At 39.8% G+C, this 16,822-nt stretch carries 15 protein-coding genes; 1 reads left to right on the top strand and 14 read right to left on the bottom strand.

Translation table 11 applies throughout. The annotated features are described in order from the left end of the window. Positions 1–9 precede the first annotated feature (9 nt). The 8 genes from BMZ99_RS08165 to BMZ99_RS08130 form a co-directional block, all read right to left on the bottom strand. Positions 10–1,260 (bottom strand): methylaspartate ammonia-lyase, encoded by a 1,251-nt coding sequence (locus tag BMZ99_RS08165; RefSeq protein WP_090935138.1) that lies wholly within the window; start codon positions 1,258–1,260, stop codon positions 10–12. A 78-nt stretch (positions 1,261–1,338) separates the two neighbouring features. Beyond that, entirely contained in the window at positions 1,339–2,793 is a 1,455-nt protein-coding gene (locus BMZ99_RS08160; protein ID WP_090935135.1) for a methylaspartate mutase subunit E, read from the bottom strand. Between the two features lie 5 nt (positions 2,794–2,798). Next, the gene (gene glmL, locus BMZ99_RS08155) at positions 2,799–4,181 is read right to left on the bottom strand and encodes a methylaspartate mutase accessory protein GlmL (protein ID WP_090935132.1); all 1,383 of its coding nucleotides are present in this window, start codon (positions 4,179–4,181) and stop codon (positions 2,799–2,801) included. A gap of 13 nt (positions 4,182–4,194) precedes the next feature. Then, positions 4,195–4,611, bottom strand: coding sequence for a methylaspartate mutase subunit S (gene glmS / locus BMZ99_RS08150; RefSeq protein ID WP_090935129.1), 417 nt, complete (start codon positions 4,609–4,611; stop codon positions 4,195–4,197). Positions 4,612–4,659: 48 nt separating this feature from the next. After that, positions 4,660–5,616 (bottom strand): GntR family transcriptional regulator, encoded by a 957-nt coding sequence (locus BMZ99_RS08145; RefSeq protein ID WP_090935126.1) that lies wholly within the window; start codon positions 5,614–5,616, stop codon positions 4,660–4,662. A gap of 251 nt (positions 5,617–5,867) precedes the next feature. Next, positions 5,868–6,947 (bottom strand): type II asparaginase, encoded by a 1,080-nt coding sequence (locus BMZ99_RS08140; RefSeq protein ID WP_090935123.1) that lies wholly within the window; start codon positions 6,945–6,947, stop codon positions 5,868–5,870. A gap of 209 nt (positions 6,948–7,156) precedes the next feature. Further along, a complete protein-coding gene (locus BMZ99_RS08135; RefSeq protein ID WP_090935120.1) occupies positions 7,157–8,017 on the bottom strand; it encodes a response regulator in 861 nt (286 codons plus the stop codon). Positions 8,018–8,077: 60 nt separating this feature from the next. Then, a complete protein-coding gene (locus BMZ99_RS08130) occupies positions 8,078–9,418 on the bottom strand; it encodes an ATP-binding protein (RefSeq protein ID WP_090935119.1) in 1,341 nt (446 codons plus the stop codon). Positions 9,419–9,748: 330 nt separating this feature from the next. Between BMZ99_RS08130 and BMZ99_RS08125 the strand changes: the two genes are divergently transcribed. Then, positions 9,749–10,999 (top strand): dicarboxylate/amino acid:cation symporter, encoded by a 1,251-nt coding sequence (locus BMZ99_RS08125; RefSeq protein ID WP_090935116.1) that lies wholly within the window; start codon positions 9,749–9,751, stop codon positions 10,997–10,999. Between the two features lie 80 nt (positions 11,000–11,079). On the opposite strand, the gene BMZ99_RS08120 is transcribed toward BMZ99_RS08125, so the two are convergent. The 6 genes from BMZ99_RS08120 to BMZ99_RS08095 all read right to left on the bottom strand — a co-directional run bounded on the left by BMZ99_RS08120 (position 11,080) and on the right by BMZ99_RS08095 (position 16,813). Further along, complete coding sequence (locus BMZ99_RS08120) at positions 11,080–11,568, bottom strand: metallophosphoesterase (protein ID WP_090935113.1); 489 nt, start codon at positions 11,566–11,568, stop codon at positions 11,080–11,082. Then, positions 11,565–12,161, bottom strand: a complete 597-nt coding sequence (locus BMZ99_RS08115) for an XTP/dITP diphosphatase (protein ID WP_090935110.1) — start codon at positions 12,159–12,161, stop codon at positions 11,565–11,567. Before BMZ99_RS08115 ends, BMZ99_RS08120 begins: the two co-directional genes overlap by 4 nt. Next, positions 12,158–12,901, bottom strand: coding sequence for a ribonuclease PH (gene rph, locus BMZ99_RS08110; protein WP_090935107.1), 744 nt, complete (start codon positions 12,899–12,901; stop codon positions 12,158–12,160). Before rph ends, BMZ99_RS08115 begins: the two co-directional genes overlap by 4 nt. A gap of 168 nt (positions 12,902–13,069) precedes the next feature. Further along, positions 13,070–14,389, bottom strand: coding sequence for a histone deacetylase family protein (locus BMZ99_RS08105; protein WP_090935104.1), 1,320 nt, complete (start codon positions 14,387–14,389; stop codon positions 13,070–13,072). Beyond that, a complete protein-coding gene (locus BMZ99_RS08100) occupies positions 14,383–16,095 on the bottom strand; it encodes a hydantoinase/oxoprolinase family protein (RefSeq protein WP_245754878.1) in 1,713 nt (570 codons plus the stop codon). The genes BMZ99_RS08105 and BMZ99_RS08100 overlap by 7 nt, the downstream gene beginning before the upstream one ends. Next, complete coding sequence (locus BMZ99_RS08095; RefSeq protein ID WP_090935098.1) at positions 16,049–16,813, bottom strand: acyl-CoA dehydratase activase; 765 nt, start codon at positions 16,811–16,813, stop codon at positions 16,049–16,051. The genes BMZ99_RS08100 and BMZ99_RS08095 overlap by 47 nt, the downstream gene beginning before the upstream one ends. Positions 16,814–16,822: the final 9 nt, after the last annotated feature.

The following is a 16,822-nucleotide window of genomic DNA, read 5'->3' as shown; positions in this document are numbered from 1 at the left end:
TTCTCATAATTACGCCTTACGAGCCTGGCGAACAGCTAAGATACGTTGCATTTCATTATATACAATCATAATGCCCTCATCCACACCCATGCCTGGTTTTGCTAACATCTGCACTGGTTTAGTTGCCATTGCAAGGTGTACACAAACCTGTGCGGAACGATCTGTTTCGTTGCAAGTACCGCCTTGGTATGCACCTACGCCTTTTTCTTTACAATATAAAACAGCTTCGATAGTATTGTTAATTCCGCCTAAATCCGGTGTTTTGATTTGCAGCATATCACCCGCATTATTATCAGCGAAATATTTAATATCTTCCAGTGTATTGCACCATTCATCAGCAACCACTTCTACATTGATTTTTTCTTCGTGCAAACGAGCCGTAATCTCTTTTAACGCTAGCATTTGTTTTTCGCGATCTTCTACGTCCATCGGGCCTTCAATGCGAAGTTTTAAAGGAGCAGCTGCTTTTTCTAGTTCGCGGAAGTAAGACACCATTCTTTCTGTATCCAAGTCAAACGCAGCACCAATTGTGCCATACACATCAATGTGCAGTACAGGATTATAAGAATCGCTGGTACGTAGGCTTAATACACGATTCTTTAACCAAATAATATATTCAATCAGCAATTCACCATTCTTGCCTAATTTTTCTTCTACATTATTAATCAAGGCATGGGGTAATACTTGAGCGCCTTTGATGATCATTTTATCAGCATTTTCATAACGATTGTCACCAGACTGGGTAAAGATATCAATAGCCGTTTCACTAACAGTCGTGTTATATTCTTCTGCAACTACTTCGCACATTAATTTATGTTTTGCTTTGGATACAGCATCTAATATTGCTTGGGTTACACCATAACGCAATGCAGTATGGATCAGTTTACCTGTTTTGGCATCAACCATACTGTCAATTTCTCCTGCCAATTGTCTAAAGGAAGTTAATTCACGACCCACGAGACGTGGTTTAATTTCTTTTTCAATCACAGGAATAAAATCTTCGGCTAAAAATAAAGGGTCACGACCACCTGCTCCGCTGTATTGTACAGCAGCACAATCGCCGTAAGCCACTTGTCCATCTTCTAATACGATCATTACGGATACAGCTTCCCCAGTTTGACGAATGGAATGAAATCCAGGAGTAACCGTTTCTCCTACATAGCTAAAACCATCATGCTGAGCTCCTGCTTTAATAGCCCGTTGATCATCAAAATAAAAACCAGTACGACCTTTTGAACATACAACATTAGCAATTTTCATGAGTTACACTCTCCATTCCTTTTTTATGTAGGGCGGCAAAAGGCAGAATACCTTTTGCCGCCCTGCTGATTTTATAATTTATTTACTAGGTCTGCCTACTAAGCGTCCCTTGGAAATCGCATAAATATCATCAATAACCATTTGGAAACTTGCTTTACGTCCTTCTTCTTTAGCACGCGCATCAATTTTAGCTTTATGGAAATCAATAATATCTTGTGTGAATGGTAGATTTCCTACATCAAATAAGCGTACAGCACCATTATTATCACGGGCTGGCAAAATTTTATTCAAAGAATATTGGCTAGGAGCAAAAGGTACGTCTAGAACACCTGCTTCAAAAGCACGAACACTACCAGATGCAAAGTCTCCATTGCCAAGTTCAAAAACTTTGTCCAAAATACAACGGGTTTCTGCTTTTATCATTTCCACTTCGATATCTACTTCCGCAGTGATCGGGAATGGCTGGTCTGCCAGCATATTGATTAATTGCTTGGTTGCACGAAGTCCCATCGCATTGGCTTCTTTGGTAGGAATCCCCAATGCTTCATGAGGAGTTTTAACAATAACTTTTGTAGCCTTTGCCAAGGCAGCAGCTGCTGCACCCCAAGAAATTACCGCAAATGCCTTTGCTTCATCTTGCGGGAATCCACCCATCCATTGATGGAATACAGTAGTTAACACACAATCATTATATCCATGTTTTACCAAATACTCTTCTGCCAACTGTTCCAAGGCTTTAATTGCTGCAACGTCTTGGAATAGATTGCCACATTGGCCATAACCTAATGTAATATTTTTAACCCCCTGCTCTGCTGCCAAGATACCTTCAATGATGGCTACTGCATGAGAAATACAAGGTGGTACTAGCGTACCTGTTAAGGGTCCAAAAGGTTCTCTGTTAATTTCAATGCCATGTTCAGCATAAATACCTACCAAGCGGTCATTATACTGCCAATCGTAAATTGTTTTTTCCAAAGAAACACTTTTAGCATAAGGAATATTGTAGGAGATACCGCCACCCTCATAGGATGTGAAGCCACCTGCTAGTGTAATTTCTGTTAATAAACGAGCATCTGGCGTACCATGTCGTACTTGCAATGGACCATCTACACTTTCAACCAGCTTACGTACACCATGAACTCCATGATTTACTGCTGGAAAACCATTTAACAATGACCGACCGGCTTTCATACTTTCTTCAATTGCATTTGCACAATTTTCATATTGATTTTGACGCGTATAACTATCAATCGTAGTTGGCAGAAGATCCGCTTCCCCCTCCGTACGTAAAAAGTTCAAAAGATTAATGTGTTCATCCAATAATGCAACCCCAGCTCTAGGTTGAGTTAATGTTTCACCATTTTTCTTCGCCTTTACCAAGCGTTTTGCAAAGTGTTTTCTAGCTGGGATTGTCTCATGATACTTAACAGCTTCCTCAAAATTTACATCTGCACCCGTTGGCCAATGTTTTATTATTTCTTCGCGTACACCATAGAAGTGATCGTGTGTCCACTTTTTATTTTTCAATTCCATTACTGCTACCCCCGCACAATATATTTTTTCATCATTCTTACTGCTACATCAGGATATACTTCGCCCAAAAGACCCATGGATGCCATAATATATTCTTCATCGATCAAGTACTTCGGACACTCTGGTTTTAACATCTCAGGCGTGCTTTCACTGTATGCTGCACCCTTTAAGATTTCTTTCGGCTGTTCATGATGGATAATTACGCCACCAGTACCTACTACTGTCTTGACATCACTCAGATCCTTACCTTTTTGTACAAAAGCAGAACCAAAACATGTGAATATCGTTTCAAGTTGTCCGACATGCCGTTCCACCGCTAAGGAAGTGCAAGCTTTCCCCATGGCGATTTCTACTTTTTCCTCAACCTCATTTTGTGGCAGGTATTCAATATTTGCTTCAACCTTTTCCACATATGCCTCCACATCTTCTGCAGAAAGATTGGCATAATCTGCAATCCTCTTAGCACCAGCTGCTTTAAATAGAGCTGTCGCACTATACCTCATTCCCAAATCGCCTTCTACTGTACGTTTCGCAAAGGGCTCTGGGAGTCCTCGCAAGGCAACATTGGTTTTAGTAGGATCACCTTTGGCAATGGAATATACATCTGTGGTTGCACCACCAATATCCACTACCATTAAGTCGCCTAAACCAGACTCATATTCGGTACCTTTGCTTAAAAGTTCTGCAGCCTTTAATACTGCCGCCGGCGTAGGCATAACAACATCATCGACAAATTGATTGGCTTTATTGAGACCTTTCGCTTCAACAATCCGCCTTAAGAATACACTACGAATGGTTTCACGTGCAGGCTCAATATTCAGTTCGTTTAACTTCGGCATTACATTTTCAGTATGTACTACCTCCGTCATTGCTTCCAATAAGATCTTTACTGCTTGAGGTGCTACCGATTTATTACCTGCCACAATAACAGGTATATCTTTACCAAGAGTGGTAAGCATTCTAGCGTTATGCAAAATTACTTCTTTATTACCGCCATTGGTACCACCAGCTAACAGAATAATTTCCGGTTGCAACTGAGCTATTTCTTCTATTTCATATTCATTTAATTCGTTACCATATACACCCATAATCTTGGCACCGGCCCCTAGAGCCGCACGTTTGGCAGCTTCTGCTGTAAGTTCAGGCACCAATCCAACGGCTACCATTTTCAATCCACCGGCCGCACTAGAGCAGCCTAATACTTTTGAAAATTTTAATTTACCCGTTTTAAGAAACAAGGCTTCGATCGCCTGATTCAATCCATTCATAATATCAGTTTCTACAGTAGTTATACCACGAGCAGTGCCTAATACTATTTCTTTTTCAATATCCACTGCAGTAATTTTGGTATAAGTACTCCCAAAATCAATCAGTAAAATATGATTCATTATCAAGACTCCCTTATAAACCTAAATCATTTTTTAAATCAATGACCACTTGATCAGGAAGTATACCTGGCTCATAGACTCTGTCATAACCCATTTCAATAAACTTGCTGTGCACTTCTGCAAAATCAGTTTTGCCAACTACCAAATTTCCGCCAACATACAATAAAATGTCACCTAGACCGGATTCACGGCAGCGTTCTCTCAAACCCCGACAATCAATTTCTCCATGTCCATATAAGGAAGCGACGAGAATAGCTTTTGCATCTGTTTCAATAGCTGCATTTACAAACTCTTCTTGAGGAACCAAAACCCCTAAATTAACTACTTCAAATCCTGCAGAAGTAAAGGCATAGTTTAATATTTTGTTACCTACTGCATGACAGTCAGCGCCAATAACCCCCAAAACTACTTTTACTTTATTGTTTTCCATCCTAACTACTCCTTTGCTATTAAAATCTATATCTAGTATTTCTACTATCTAAAGTGCTTGACTGACTAACTTCATCAGAACCTGATTTAAGGAACCGCGGTCAATTTCATAATAGAATGTAATCACTTCTTGACTTTCATTCACCATTTGGCGCACAAGCATTTCACGCTCTTCACTGACAATTACTACTTTATAATTCGCAATCATCCTATTAACTTCTGAGAAATCACTTGATTGCACAATTCTAAATTTCAATTGATTAATTGATGTCTTCTCCAGTAAATTTTGCAGGTTAGTTACAAATGCATCACTCTTTGCCACAATTGCTACTTGCGTATTTGCGGGCAAACGAGCTAATTTAATAACCGCATCAAGATTTGGAACCGTTGCCACACCAATTACTTTACTTGCCTTTCCCAATAGACTAACAACTGCAGCCTGGTGCCCCAGCGTCGTAACAACTAAGTCACAAGCCTGCAATAATTCAACGGGAGTTCGACCTTCCATTAGATCTGCTAACATTACCGTTTCAAATCGCACGTTAGCAATTTGTCCAATTTGGTTAATAAAGCGTTGAATAAATTCAGAGGCACAATCAACAACAGCTACTCGCAATTCTTTAACAGCTTGGTTCTTTTCAATAGCCCTGATACTGGCAATTGCAGCAAATTGATCTACTGTGAAGCCTAGCTCTACTACTTTTGCCATAGCATCATCAATAATTTTAACCAATCGCTCCCGTCTTCCACCGATGACTTGCTCTTCCGCATCATCCGTAGCCGTTTTTACAAACGTCCCTCTACCTTGCTGCGCTTCGAGCACGCCCTCCAATAAAAGTTCTTTGTAAGCAGCACTGACAGTATTGCGACTCACACCTAATTCAGTAGACAACTCTCTTTCTGTAGGTATTTTAGCACCCGATACATACTCTCCAGACTTTATTTTGTCCAAAATGTATGTTTTAATTTGCAAATAGATCGGAATACCGACTCGCTGTAAAATCATGATTGCACCCCACAATTGGCTTAATCCATTAATCCAATTTATTAACCATGATTAATTATGTCATATTTTTCGCAAAAATGCAACCCACCTCACAGCATCATACAGAAAGTATTATAAATATTCAAAAAACTACTGCTACCTTTTTTTTAAATAAACCGCATGGATTTTAGCGGTGCTAACGTGCTCACAGACACATAGCACCATCTATCCCTGCGGTTCATTGCATTTATCAAATTCAATACAATAATATTTTAATACTTCCAGAACATTTGTTGAATTTCATTTACATCAGAAGTTTTGGTAAGAGCCAGCATTAGTAAAACGCGTGCCTTTTGGGGATTCAAGTTATCGCTGGCAATAAAACCATACTTGTCATCATTCGCTTCCCCATTACGAGCGATAATCCCACTGCCAACACGGGCACTCCTTACAATAACTACACCATTTTTAAGAGCATTTTCAACTGCAGGATATTCCGCTTTTCCAATACTGCCGTTACCAGTTCCTGCATGAACAATCCCTTTTGCACCAGCATTTACAGCAGCATCAATCATGGTTCCAGCATTGCCGGCATAATGATACACAATATCGACACGAGGCAATGACGTCAGGTTAGTGACATCAAATTCCGTCGCCACCGTATTTTTGCGTAACGATTGACGATAGAATACAGGTTTATCACCAGTAAATACACCTATTGCACCGATGATTGGCGCTTGAAACGTATCAACACGATCAGTTATAGTTTTTGTTACCTCACGCCCGGAATGAATCGTATCATTGAGCATTACCATGACACCACTGCCGGCAGCTTCTTTCGTGCCAGCCAGAATAACAGCACGATATAAATTCAGAGGCCCATCAGCACTCATTGCTGTACCAGGACGCATGGAACCAACAAGTACAACAGGTTTTTCACTTTTTACTACCAGATCAAGAAAATATGCGGTTTCTTCTAATGTATCAGTCCCATGAGTAATAACGATGCCGTCTACATTATCTTGAGCAAGAAGCTGATTGACACGTTTGGCCAGCGTTAACCAATTGTCCATGGTTATACTTTCACTGGCAATTTGAAAAACTTGTTCTCCGCGTACATTTGCAACCTTAGCCAATTCGGGAACATTCGAAATAAGTTTGTCTACAGCAGTAACAGCAGCTGTATACCCGACGGTTGTAGTACTGCTAACACCTGCACCGGCAATAGTTCCTCCTGTTGCAAGAATGACAACATTAGGTTTTTCTGGAGTTTCTGCCGCAAAAACAACCACTTGTAAAGACAGCACCAAGAGACAAAGAGTTACAAAAATACCGTAAATACGTTTCTTCATAATACCACCTCTTATAAAATTTAATTGTCATAGGACAATCAAGATGCTACTTCGTACAACGCTATCCAAAATCCTTTTAAAAAACCACAACATACTCAAAAAATTAAGAATATTCAATAAACTACTAATTTAAGTATATTCTTTTTGACAAATAGCCTAAGGGGACTACAACCGGCATGTTGTAGTCCCCCACTTAACCATCTTATCCATCAGACTTCTGCAATAAATAATAGCCCTTCAATAAACTTTTTAACATTAATTTTTCCGCGGTATTGGCTTTTTCCTAAAATGTAATTCATTTCTTGACGCACTTCTTTAAAATCAAACAGAGAAGAACTATGGGATTGAAAGATTTCGTTGTAATAATCATCAATCCCCAAATTGGCAAGATTGTGTAAGCTTTTCGTTGTGGCACGACGTACTCGCTGCTCAATTGCTTTCGCATCTTGCTCCATTCCTTCTGACATTTGCTGATAAATATCACATAACTGATAGGACTTACTTTCTATACCTTTTTTCAGGATTAGCTGTACCATTCGATAAATATCTTTTACACCCGCCTCACCAATAATCCCCAAATCAGAAAAGACTTTGTAAATGCGAGTCTTTTGCATATTTTTCGTCCCATCCTCAGATGCAGGACGAATATTAGGATATTGAGAAATGGTTTGATGCATCAAAGACATAATCTGTTTTAACTTACGATGCTCTTGCACTTTATTAATCACAGATACCGTTTCTAAGACATTAATGGGTTTATGAATAAAAAACTCAATCCCAGCTTCATAAGCTTTCGTAATTAATTGTTCGCTCGTGGCTTGGGAAACCATGATAAACGAAGTATTGGTCGCTGCAGCAGACACCTTTTCAATGAGTTCCACTCCATCTTGGCCTGGCAGCAATAAATCAACCAATGCAATATCCGGCTGGTATTCTCGAATGATCCTCTCACCCTTTAAGCCGTCATTGCATTGCTCAACAACAGTACCTAATTGATTTTGCTCAATAATTTTTTGTAGAATTCTACAAATCACAAGATCATCATCAACAATCACAAAACGTAACGACATATTCGCACCACTTTCTTATAAAAATACTTTATTATGAATCGTTTACTCCAATATATGAGGTTAAGAGTAAGGTACAGAAAAATCAGTACCCTTATTAGAAATCAGTACACCCAAGCGAGGTAACGCAATTAAAAACCGAGTACATACATCAGGCTGCGATTCCACCCGAATGGTTCCACCTAATAGCTCAATGTAATTTTTCACATGGGCCAAGCCTAGTCCTGTTGAAATTTTACCAGTGCGCGGCGAAAATTTTGTAGAATAACCAGGATTAAAAATGAGTTCAAATTCTTGTTCATCAATACCAACTCCATTGTCTTCCACACAAAAATAGATAATGTCATTGGAACTGGTTTCAATTACCTTAATAATTCCGTCATCACCACAGGCCTCAATTGAGTTCATAATGAGATTATCTAATATGGAAACTAAAGTATAATGCTTGTCTGTAAGAAAATCATCCGCTAACTCATAGGTGATATCAATCTTTTTATCGATTACATTCAAATACCGTATTGTATTTTGTTCAATGATAAACAATATTTCTGATAGTTTTATCTTCTGAGCCCTGCTTGAGGGTCTAAGAATATTTTCAATTCCAGTTATGACTCGATAGTAATCTTTCTTTATCTCGTGAATTTCTCTTGCCACTGCAAGAGCATTCTCTGCAGGCAAATGTTCTTGCTCTCTATCAAATTGTACCTTAGAGTTTAATTGCTTATAAAGCCAATAGGCTTTCTCCATAACATTTTCAATATCTTGAGATGATTTTTCTAGATAAAATAGCTCGCTTTTCAATTTAGCAACCATGAGAGTTTGCTCGATATAGCGCTTTGCCTGATCATTAGCTAGAATAAAGGATTGATATTGCTTTAACGCATAATACCCAACAAAGGCTAAACTAGCCCGCACAATAGCCACAACTACAATACTTGGAAAAACCACTGCAAATTTTGCACCAATCAATTCAGAACGACAAAAAAGTTCGACCATATTACTGAGGATATCAACCACGCTCAATAAGAGAATAAGGACCAAGATGTGATCTTTGTACTTTCGAATGGAAAATAAGTAAAATAGTACGGCAAAAGAGATATAGTATGCCAGGGAAGGTAAGTTATACATGATAGCAGTCTTATAATCATGACCGGTTATTAAAAAATCCGTTGTCGTACGAAAAAATACAATCACTGCTCCTGTCAAGATTGTACCAGATAAAATGGGAAACTGCTCAAAATATAATAAAAAGACGATTAACAATACAATCGCTAGGGTAAAACGAAAATAGCTGCCAAAAGGGTAAATATATACAATACCAGTTAAGGAAACAAGCAATATCGTATTGATAAGGGATTTATATTTATGAAATAAATCTTGTATACCTCCAAAGACATCATGCACTTTTTTTAGCAAAGTAGATAACAGAAAACTCCCTCCTTTAGTGAACAATTTAGCCACTCATTGTAAATGCAAAATTCGACATACAACATTATAATCCTCATCGTCCTAAAAAGCTATTCTTATATAATTCTGAATTGCATAATAATTTTTTTCAGTTGTTTTCTGTAGTTTAGCAGATGGTTACATTCTATACTAGGAGAAGAAAGTATTTCATCATTAAAAATATTTTCTCTTTACTGTGCAGTGCAGTAAAGGTAATCAAGGCAATCCCCTTGATTACTTTATCTCTTGGTGTTTCCAAGTAATCAAAATTTATAGGAGGATTCGTTTATGGAAAAAGAAAAAAAAGGAATAGGCCTAACAACTCAAATTTTTATTGCTCTTATTCTAGGTGTTGTGTTCGGTTATATCTTCCCTGTCTATGGACAAGCATTAAAGCCTGTCGGTGACACGTTTATCCGTATGATTAAAATGATTGTGGTACCTTTAATTTTCAGTTCATTAATTATGGGTATTGCAGGTACTGGTGACTTTAAGAAACTAGGTCGTTTAGGCGCAAAATCAATTATTTGGTTTGAAGTCGCTACAACCTTGGCTCTCTTCGTTGGACTGGCTGTCGCAAATGTATTCCAGCCTGGTGCAGGTGTCGCAATTGCAACTGGTGCTGATGTGAGTTCTGCAGCAGCTGCAGCAAAAAAGACCATTGATATGACGCAAATGATCGTTAACATTGTACCTACCAATGTGGTAGATGCCATGGGACGCGGCGACATGCTGCAAATCATTTTATTCTCTACTTTCTTCGGTGTAGCAGCTGCCGCTATGGGAGAAAAGGGCAAACCAACCGTTACATTAGCAATCAGCGTTGCTGAGATTATGTTCAAATTCACTTGGTATGTCATGAAATTGGCTCCTATTGGTGTTTTTGCTCTAATTTCTTATACAGTAGGTAAATTCGGCTTGGGTATGCTAATTCCTTTAGCGAAGTTGATCGGTTCCTTATATTTTGCTCTAGTACTTTTTATTGTTTTGTTATTAGCCTGTGCTTCACTAATTATCCGTATGAATTTCTTCCAGCTCTTAAGAGCTATAAAAGAGCCTATCTTGATTGCTTTCTCCACTGCCTCCAGCGAAGCAGCATTGCCAATTGCAATGGAAAAATTAGAGCAATTTGGCGTTCCAAAGCATATTGTTACCTTCGTGCTGCCGACAGGTTATACATTTAACTTAGATGGTTCAACCTTGTATAGTGCATTAGCTGTCATTTTTATCGCTCAAGTTTATAATATCCCCTTCCCAATCGAAACTCAACTAATTATGCTTGTAACATTGATGATGTCTACAAAAGGCATTGCAGCAGTGCCCGGTGCTTCTTTGATCGTTATTGCCGGTACCGCAGCAGCTTTTGGTTTGCCAGTAGAAGGTATTGGTATTATTCTTGGAGTTGACCGTATACTTGATATGGCTCGTACGGCTTGCAATCTAATTGGTAACTGCGTAGCTGCTGTAGTAGTAGCGCGTTGGGAAAATGAACTGCCAGATGAAGTATTACAAGTAGCTTATACCAAGAATTATGATTGAGTAAATCATTAAACTAAGCACCTTTTATCGTAATGAGGGTCTGTTCTACACAAGATGTAGAACAGACCCTCATTCTATATTCATTTTACTTTCTTACCCACTGTAAGAATCTCCCCTGCTATTTTCCCTTCATGATCAATCGTTAAAATACCACAAGTACCATATCCAGAGCGAGGTTCAGCAGCACTGCCAGGATTGAAAACCAGTAAATTTTCTTCCCAGTGGCTATCTGGGATATGAGTATGTCCATAAATTACAATGTCCACCTCATAATGCCTGCCCCATTCTACCAATTGACTAACACCTTGCTTTACACCATAGCGATGCCCATGGGTTATCCATATTTTCTTACCAGCCACTTCTACAAATTCATCAATTTTGGCTGCTGCCTGCCCATCACAATTTCCTCTCGCTGCAAATACAGGAACATTGACTAACTTAGCTAAATAGTTTGCATCTTGGCTATAATCTCCTGCATGCAGCCACATATCCATAGAACCTGCTGCTTTTATCCCTTGCCTGACAGCCGCCTGGTCACCATGGGTATCACTCATGACCCCTATTTTCATTTTAAATACTCTCCCAGTATCTTGGTCATAATCTTCAGCGCTTGTCCTCTATGGCTAATATCGTTTTTTTCACTCTTTGAACATTCAGCCATGGTTTTCTCCATTTCAGGCATATAAAACAATGGATCGTATCCAAATCCGCCTAAACCACGCAAGTCTTGACCAATAATTCCTTCTCTTACTCCATCGGCAGTCATGATCGTCCCATCAATGTCAGCAAGAGCCAAAACACAACGAAATCTAGCAGTCCGCTTTTCAGGGACAACACCAATTAATTCTGCTAACAATTTTTGATTATTTGCAGCATCATTAGCATCCTCCCCGGCAAAGCGTGCAGAATAAATGCCTGGTGCGCCTCCTAATGCATCCACTTCTAGTCCAGAATCATCTGCTAAGCAGGCCTTTCCCGTATGGTGGGCATAATGCTTAGCTTTTAGCTGGGCATTTGCCATAAAGCTATCACCATCTTCCACAGCCTCAGGAATATCACTAAAATCACTTAGATCTAACACTTTGACAGGCAAGTTAGCCAAAGCTAAGGCAATCTCGGCAACTTTCCCTTTATTCGTAGTTGCTACCACTACTTCTTTCATGGCTCACGTCCGATTTTCCACGATAAAGGTCCTAGAATATCTTTTTGATAATCAATTAATTCCCCTACCATCTTTTCGGCAACGGCCAGCATTTCATTTAGCTCCTGCCTACTAAAAGGACGTTTTTCACCTGTTCCCTGCACTTCTACAAATTGGCCGCTCCCAGTCATTACAACGTTCATATCCACTATCGCTGCTGAATCTTCTTCATAACACAAATCAGCAACCACTGCATCTTTTACAACACCGATGCTAACCGCTGCTAAGAACTCTTTAACAGGGAAAGGTTTCTCATGATTGGTATAAATACTATTGACTGCATCAACCAAAGCGACAAACGATCCTGTAATCGCTGCTGTTCGAGTACCGCCATCTGCTTGTATAACATCACAATCAATCCAAATTGTTTTTTCTCCTAAAGCTTTTAAATCAACCACACTTCGCAATGCTCTGCCAATTAGCCGTTGTATTTCATGAGTTCTTCCTGTTATTTTCCCTTTAGCAGACTCACGAATATTACGCACCTGCGTAGAACGAGGCAGTAAAGAATATTCAGCCGTGATCCATCCTTCACCTGAACCCTTCATAAAATGTGGTACTTTATCCTCAATTGTGGCAGCGCATATTACCTTTGTATTGCCTACCTCTATCAGCACCGATCCTTCCGGGTATTTTAAATAATTACGAGTTATTTTTAATGGACGCATTTTATCAGCCTTTCGGCCATCTGGTCGGTTCATCTATTTGACTCCTCCTACAATATATAGTACTGCATCTGCATTTAAATTCTGCTACTTCAGCAGTCTTTTTTCCGAATTACTTCGTTGTGCCACCTTACAAGTCAAAAACTCCTCACTAACTCTATAGTTTAGCACAGATAAGGTATTAGTTCTATTTTATACACATTGTTACAATCTTTCCAGCCGATCTTCCTGTTTATTTTGCACCATATAGTGCTGATATTCTCCTTTTTTCTTTGCTGTATGTACCTCATTGTAAGCTGCTTTTAGACAAGCTGGGCAAGCTTTCTGAGGAATCATACCAATATAAGCTGTTTTATAATGAAGACTGCTGCGCGCCTTCGTTTCAATTGTTACATATCCAGAACAATGAGAGCATAAGCGTATTCTTTCTTTCTGCTGTTCGTTAATACCTTCATCATCATAATAGATACTGCGTTCTGTCTGCCAGAATTCACCATGCTTCATAATTGCTTCACGCTTCAGTTTCTCTTTTCTCCCCCACATATCTTGGCGTTCCTTGATGATTTCTTTTATATAATGAGTGACAGAAGAGGCTTGAGAAGGACAATCTACAATATTAGGTTCAATGACTCTGCTATAATCCATTCCTGCCATAGCTAATACAATCCCTACATTTACATAAGGCAAAGCATCTTCAATCGAATAACCGCCTTCCAATACGGCAATATCAGCTTTTAATGTATCGGCTAATCGCGCATACCCCTGCGCTGTAATTGCCATATTCGCTAAAGGATCACTAAAATGATTATCCTGACCGGCGGAATTAATAATTATTTCAGGTTTAAATTCTCCTAGAATAGGCATAATCAGGTGATCTAGCACTTCATGAAGACCGCAGTCACCTGTTCCTGGCGGCAAAGGTATGTTCACTGTAGTACCAAGAGCATTAGGACTCCCCATTTCATTGGTAAAACCAGTCCCCGGATATAAGGTCCGCCCATCCTGATGAAAGGAAATAAATAGGGTGTCAGGGTCATGATAAAAAATATCTTGAGTGCCATCACCATGATGTACATCTGTATCAACGATGGCAACTTTACCAATACCATAGGTCTTCCGTAAATATTCTATCATAATTGCTTCCATATTAATGGTACAAAATCCACGAGTCCCATGAACAATGCGCATGGCATGATGTCCTGGCGGACGTACTAAAGCAAAAGCTCGCTGCACTTCCTTCTTTATTACCGCATCAGCAGCTGCAATCGCTCCACCTGCTGACACTAAATGAGCATTGGTAATTAAAGAAAATATGTCAGGAACTCCCACATGCACTCTTTCAATATCCTGAAGGTTAGCGATTTTAGGCTTATATTCCCGTATCGATGGCATATCCAGAAGTCCTTCTTCTACAATCTGGTCACGGGTATATAACAAACGTTCCTCCCTCTCAGGATGAGTTGGGCTAATCGCCCAGTCAAAAGCTGGAAAAAATACCAGTCCTAACTTTTGAGCATTCAACATAACTCCTCCTCACCATACTGCAGCACGCCAGGTTTTATCTGCAAGCGGCAGGTCATAATTTTTCCCACTGAAGTAAAACCACGAACCATATTAAATTCCTCTGATTGTACGATTTGCGTTTCACCAGCAAAAATACTATTTCTCTGGGCTAATTCTGCCAAATGTTTTTCTGCTAACTCATACATATTTTGTAAGGAAGAATTCCCTCGAGGCAGTCTATTTTTGATCCCTAATTCTGGAACGGTATAATATCCTTCTGCGGTATCAGCACGAAGAGTAATAGCAATAGTTGGCCTTGCTACCGCCGCACCAAAGGCATTAGCAACCTTCCCATTCTCAGGAAGTGTATAGCTAATTCCCAGCTTTTTAGCAATCAGAGGTACAAGACCAGCCGCTCCGCCACCTACACCAATTATAGTTTCTAAGACGAATTTTCTTTCATAAACAATTTCTTCTACATGATATAAAGGTTCAGCAGCTTGCTCATCTAACAAATCTGCTATCGCCTGACAAATATCATTCACTGCCTTATCTACTACTTGACTCGCCATCTCTTCTGGGCTTTGTCCTTGTAAAGCAAGCTGTTTCATTGCCTTTACTGCTAAGGCACGATCGCCAAAATCAATGAACCCCGCCGCTACCATAGCATCAGTCACAGTTGGCTTAGGACCTCCTGCCGCCATAGCAGGGCCATGACGCATTGGTCCTACTTTCAATACATGATTCTCCCAGAAGACCAAACTATCACCGCCGATTCCGGCAGACTTAAGGCGAAATCCTTGAACTCCAGTTCTATGTCCAGCAACAGCTGCCCCTTCTTTTGCTAAAGCAGGTCTTCCCTTTTGCCACAATGCAATATCGGTAGTAGTACCCCCAATATCAAGAGAAATTCCAGAAACGGCAGCATCCCCATTCATACCCATAACACCGATGGTACTGGCAGCGGGTCCAGTAAAAATAGCCTCTATAGGACAGTTTCTGGCTACTGATAAAGGTAGTGTGCCTCCGTCAGCTTTTAACACAAAAACAGGACTGTAAACCCCACGAATCGTTAATGCTTCCTCTACTGCCGTAGCAAAAGCATTAAAGCGCCGCCATACCGCTGCATTATAATAGGCTGAGTTAGTACGTCTTAAAAAATTGAGTGTTCCTGAAACCTTTCCTCCTCTGCTTATATGCATAGGGCTAACTTTTTCTTGTATCCAATCCGCTACTGCGGACTCAAAATTAGGATTACGAACAGCAAATTTGCCAGAAACAACAAATACATCACAAGAAGCAAAATGGCGACAAGCACTCAGCACTTCTTCTTTGCTCGGCTGAGCCATTTCTCGGCCACGATGGTCAATATAACCAGATAAGATATAAGGCTCAACTGGTAGAATATCAGCTATGTTCATCCCTGGTCCTGGCATAATACATAAGGCAACCTGGTCAATCTTTCCTTCCACTATCGCATTGGTTACAATTGTTGTGGATAATACAATCCGTTCAAACGCCTTACTACCAATATCCTCCACCATTTTATCTACTACTGTCAATATACATCGCAATAGATTTTCATTAGTAGTAGGAGCTTTAACCATACTGACTATCTTCCCATCTGCTACTACCACACCATCCGTAAATGTTCCACCTACATCAAGCCCTAAGAACATATTATCCCCTCTTTTCCCAGGAATAAACCCCACAACCGATTGCTCCATTAAGTTGTGGATATTTGGGTACAACAACCTCTACACCAAGTTCCGAAGATATGGTTTGTCCAATGGCTTTTCCTAAAGCCACACCTCCTGTAAAAACAATCACTTCACTTGCAAGAGAATGAAGCATCGGCTTGATTCTCTTAAAAATCGTATAATTAACGCCAGCTGCCAATTGTGGAACGCTATACCCTTCCACAATGCGTCCAATAAGCTCAGATTCTCCAAAAATAGCACAAGTTGCAGACAACTCTACAGGATTTTCCTTATAACTGCTAAGCTCTGCTAAACTAATCCCGAGAACCGTTGCCATATTTTCTAAATATCGTCCTGTGCTGGCAGCGCATTTATCATTTGTCGCAAAATCCACCATTTTACGATTACGGACTTTTATTACTTTACTATCCTGCCCACCCAAATCCAATAAGGTAAAATCAGTAAGTCCCGTCTGCCATATAGCTCCTATCACGTGTGCTTTTAATTCAGCAATAACAGTAGCTCCTACAATATTGATGGTATTGCGCCCATAACCAGTAGCAACCACCTTGTCAAATTCCCCTACCCCCACAGAGGCAAAGTTAACAACTAATCCATTTTCCCCAGGCTGTCCATAGTTTCGATAAAACTGCACCGTTTCAAAAATTTCAGAATGATTGACACCGTCTTGATCCATTACAACTAACTTTACACTACGACTGCCTAAATCGATACCACAAAACATATCTTTCAC

This window comes from Pelosinus propionicus DSM 13327 (genome assembly GCF_900114615.1).
Taxonomy (GTDB): domain Bacteria; phylum Bacillota; class Negativicutes; order DSM-13327; family DSM-13327; genus Pelosinus; species Pelosinus propionicus.
Note: the sequence above shows the minus strand (reverse complement) of the source record. Positions and strands in the feature narration are given on the sequence as shown.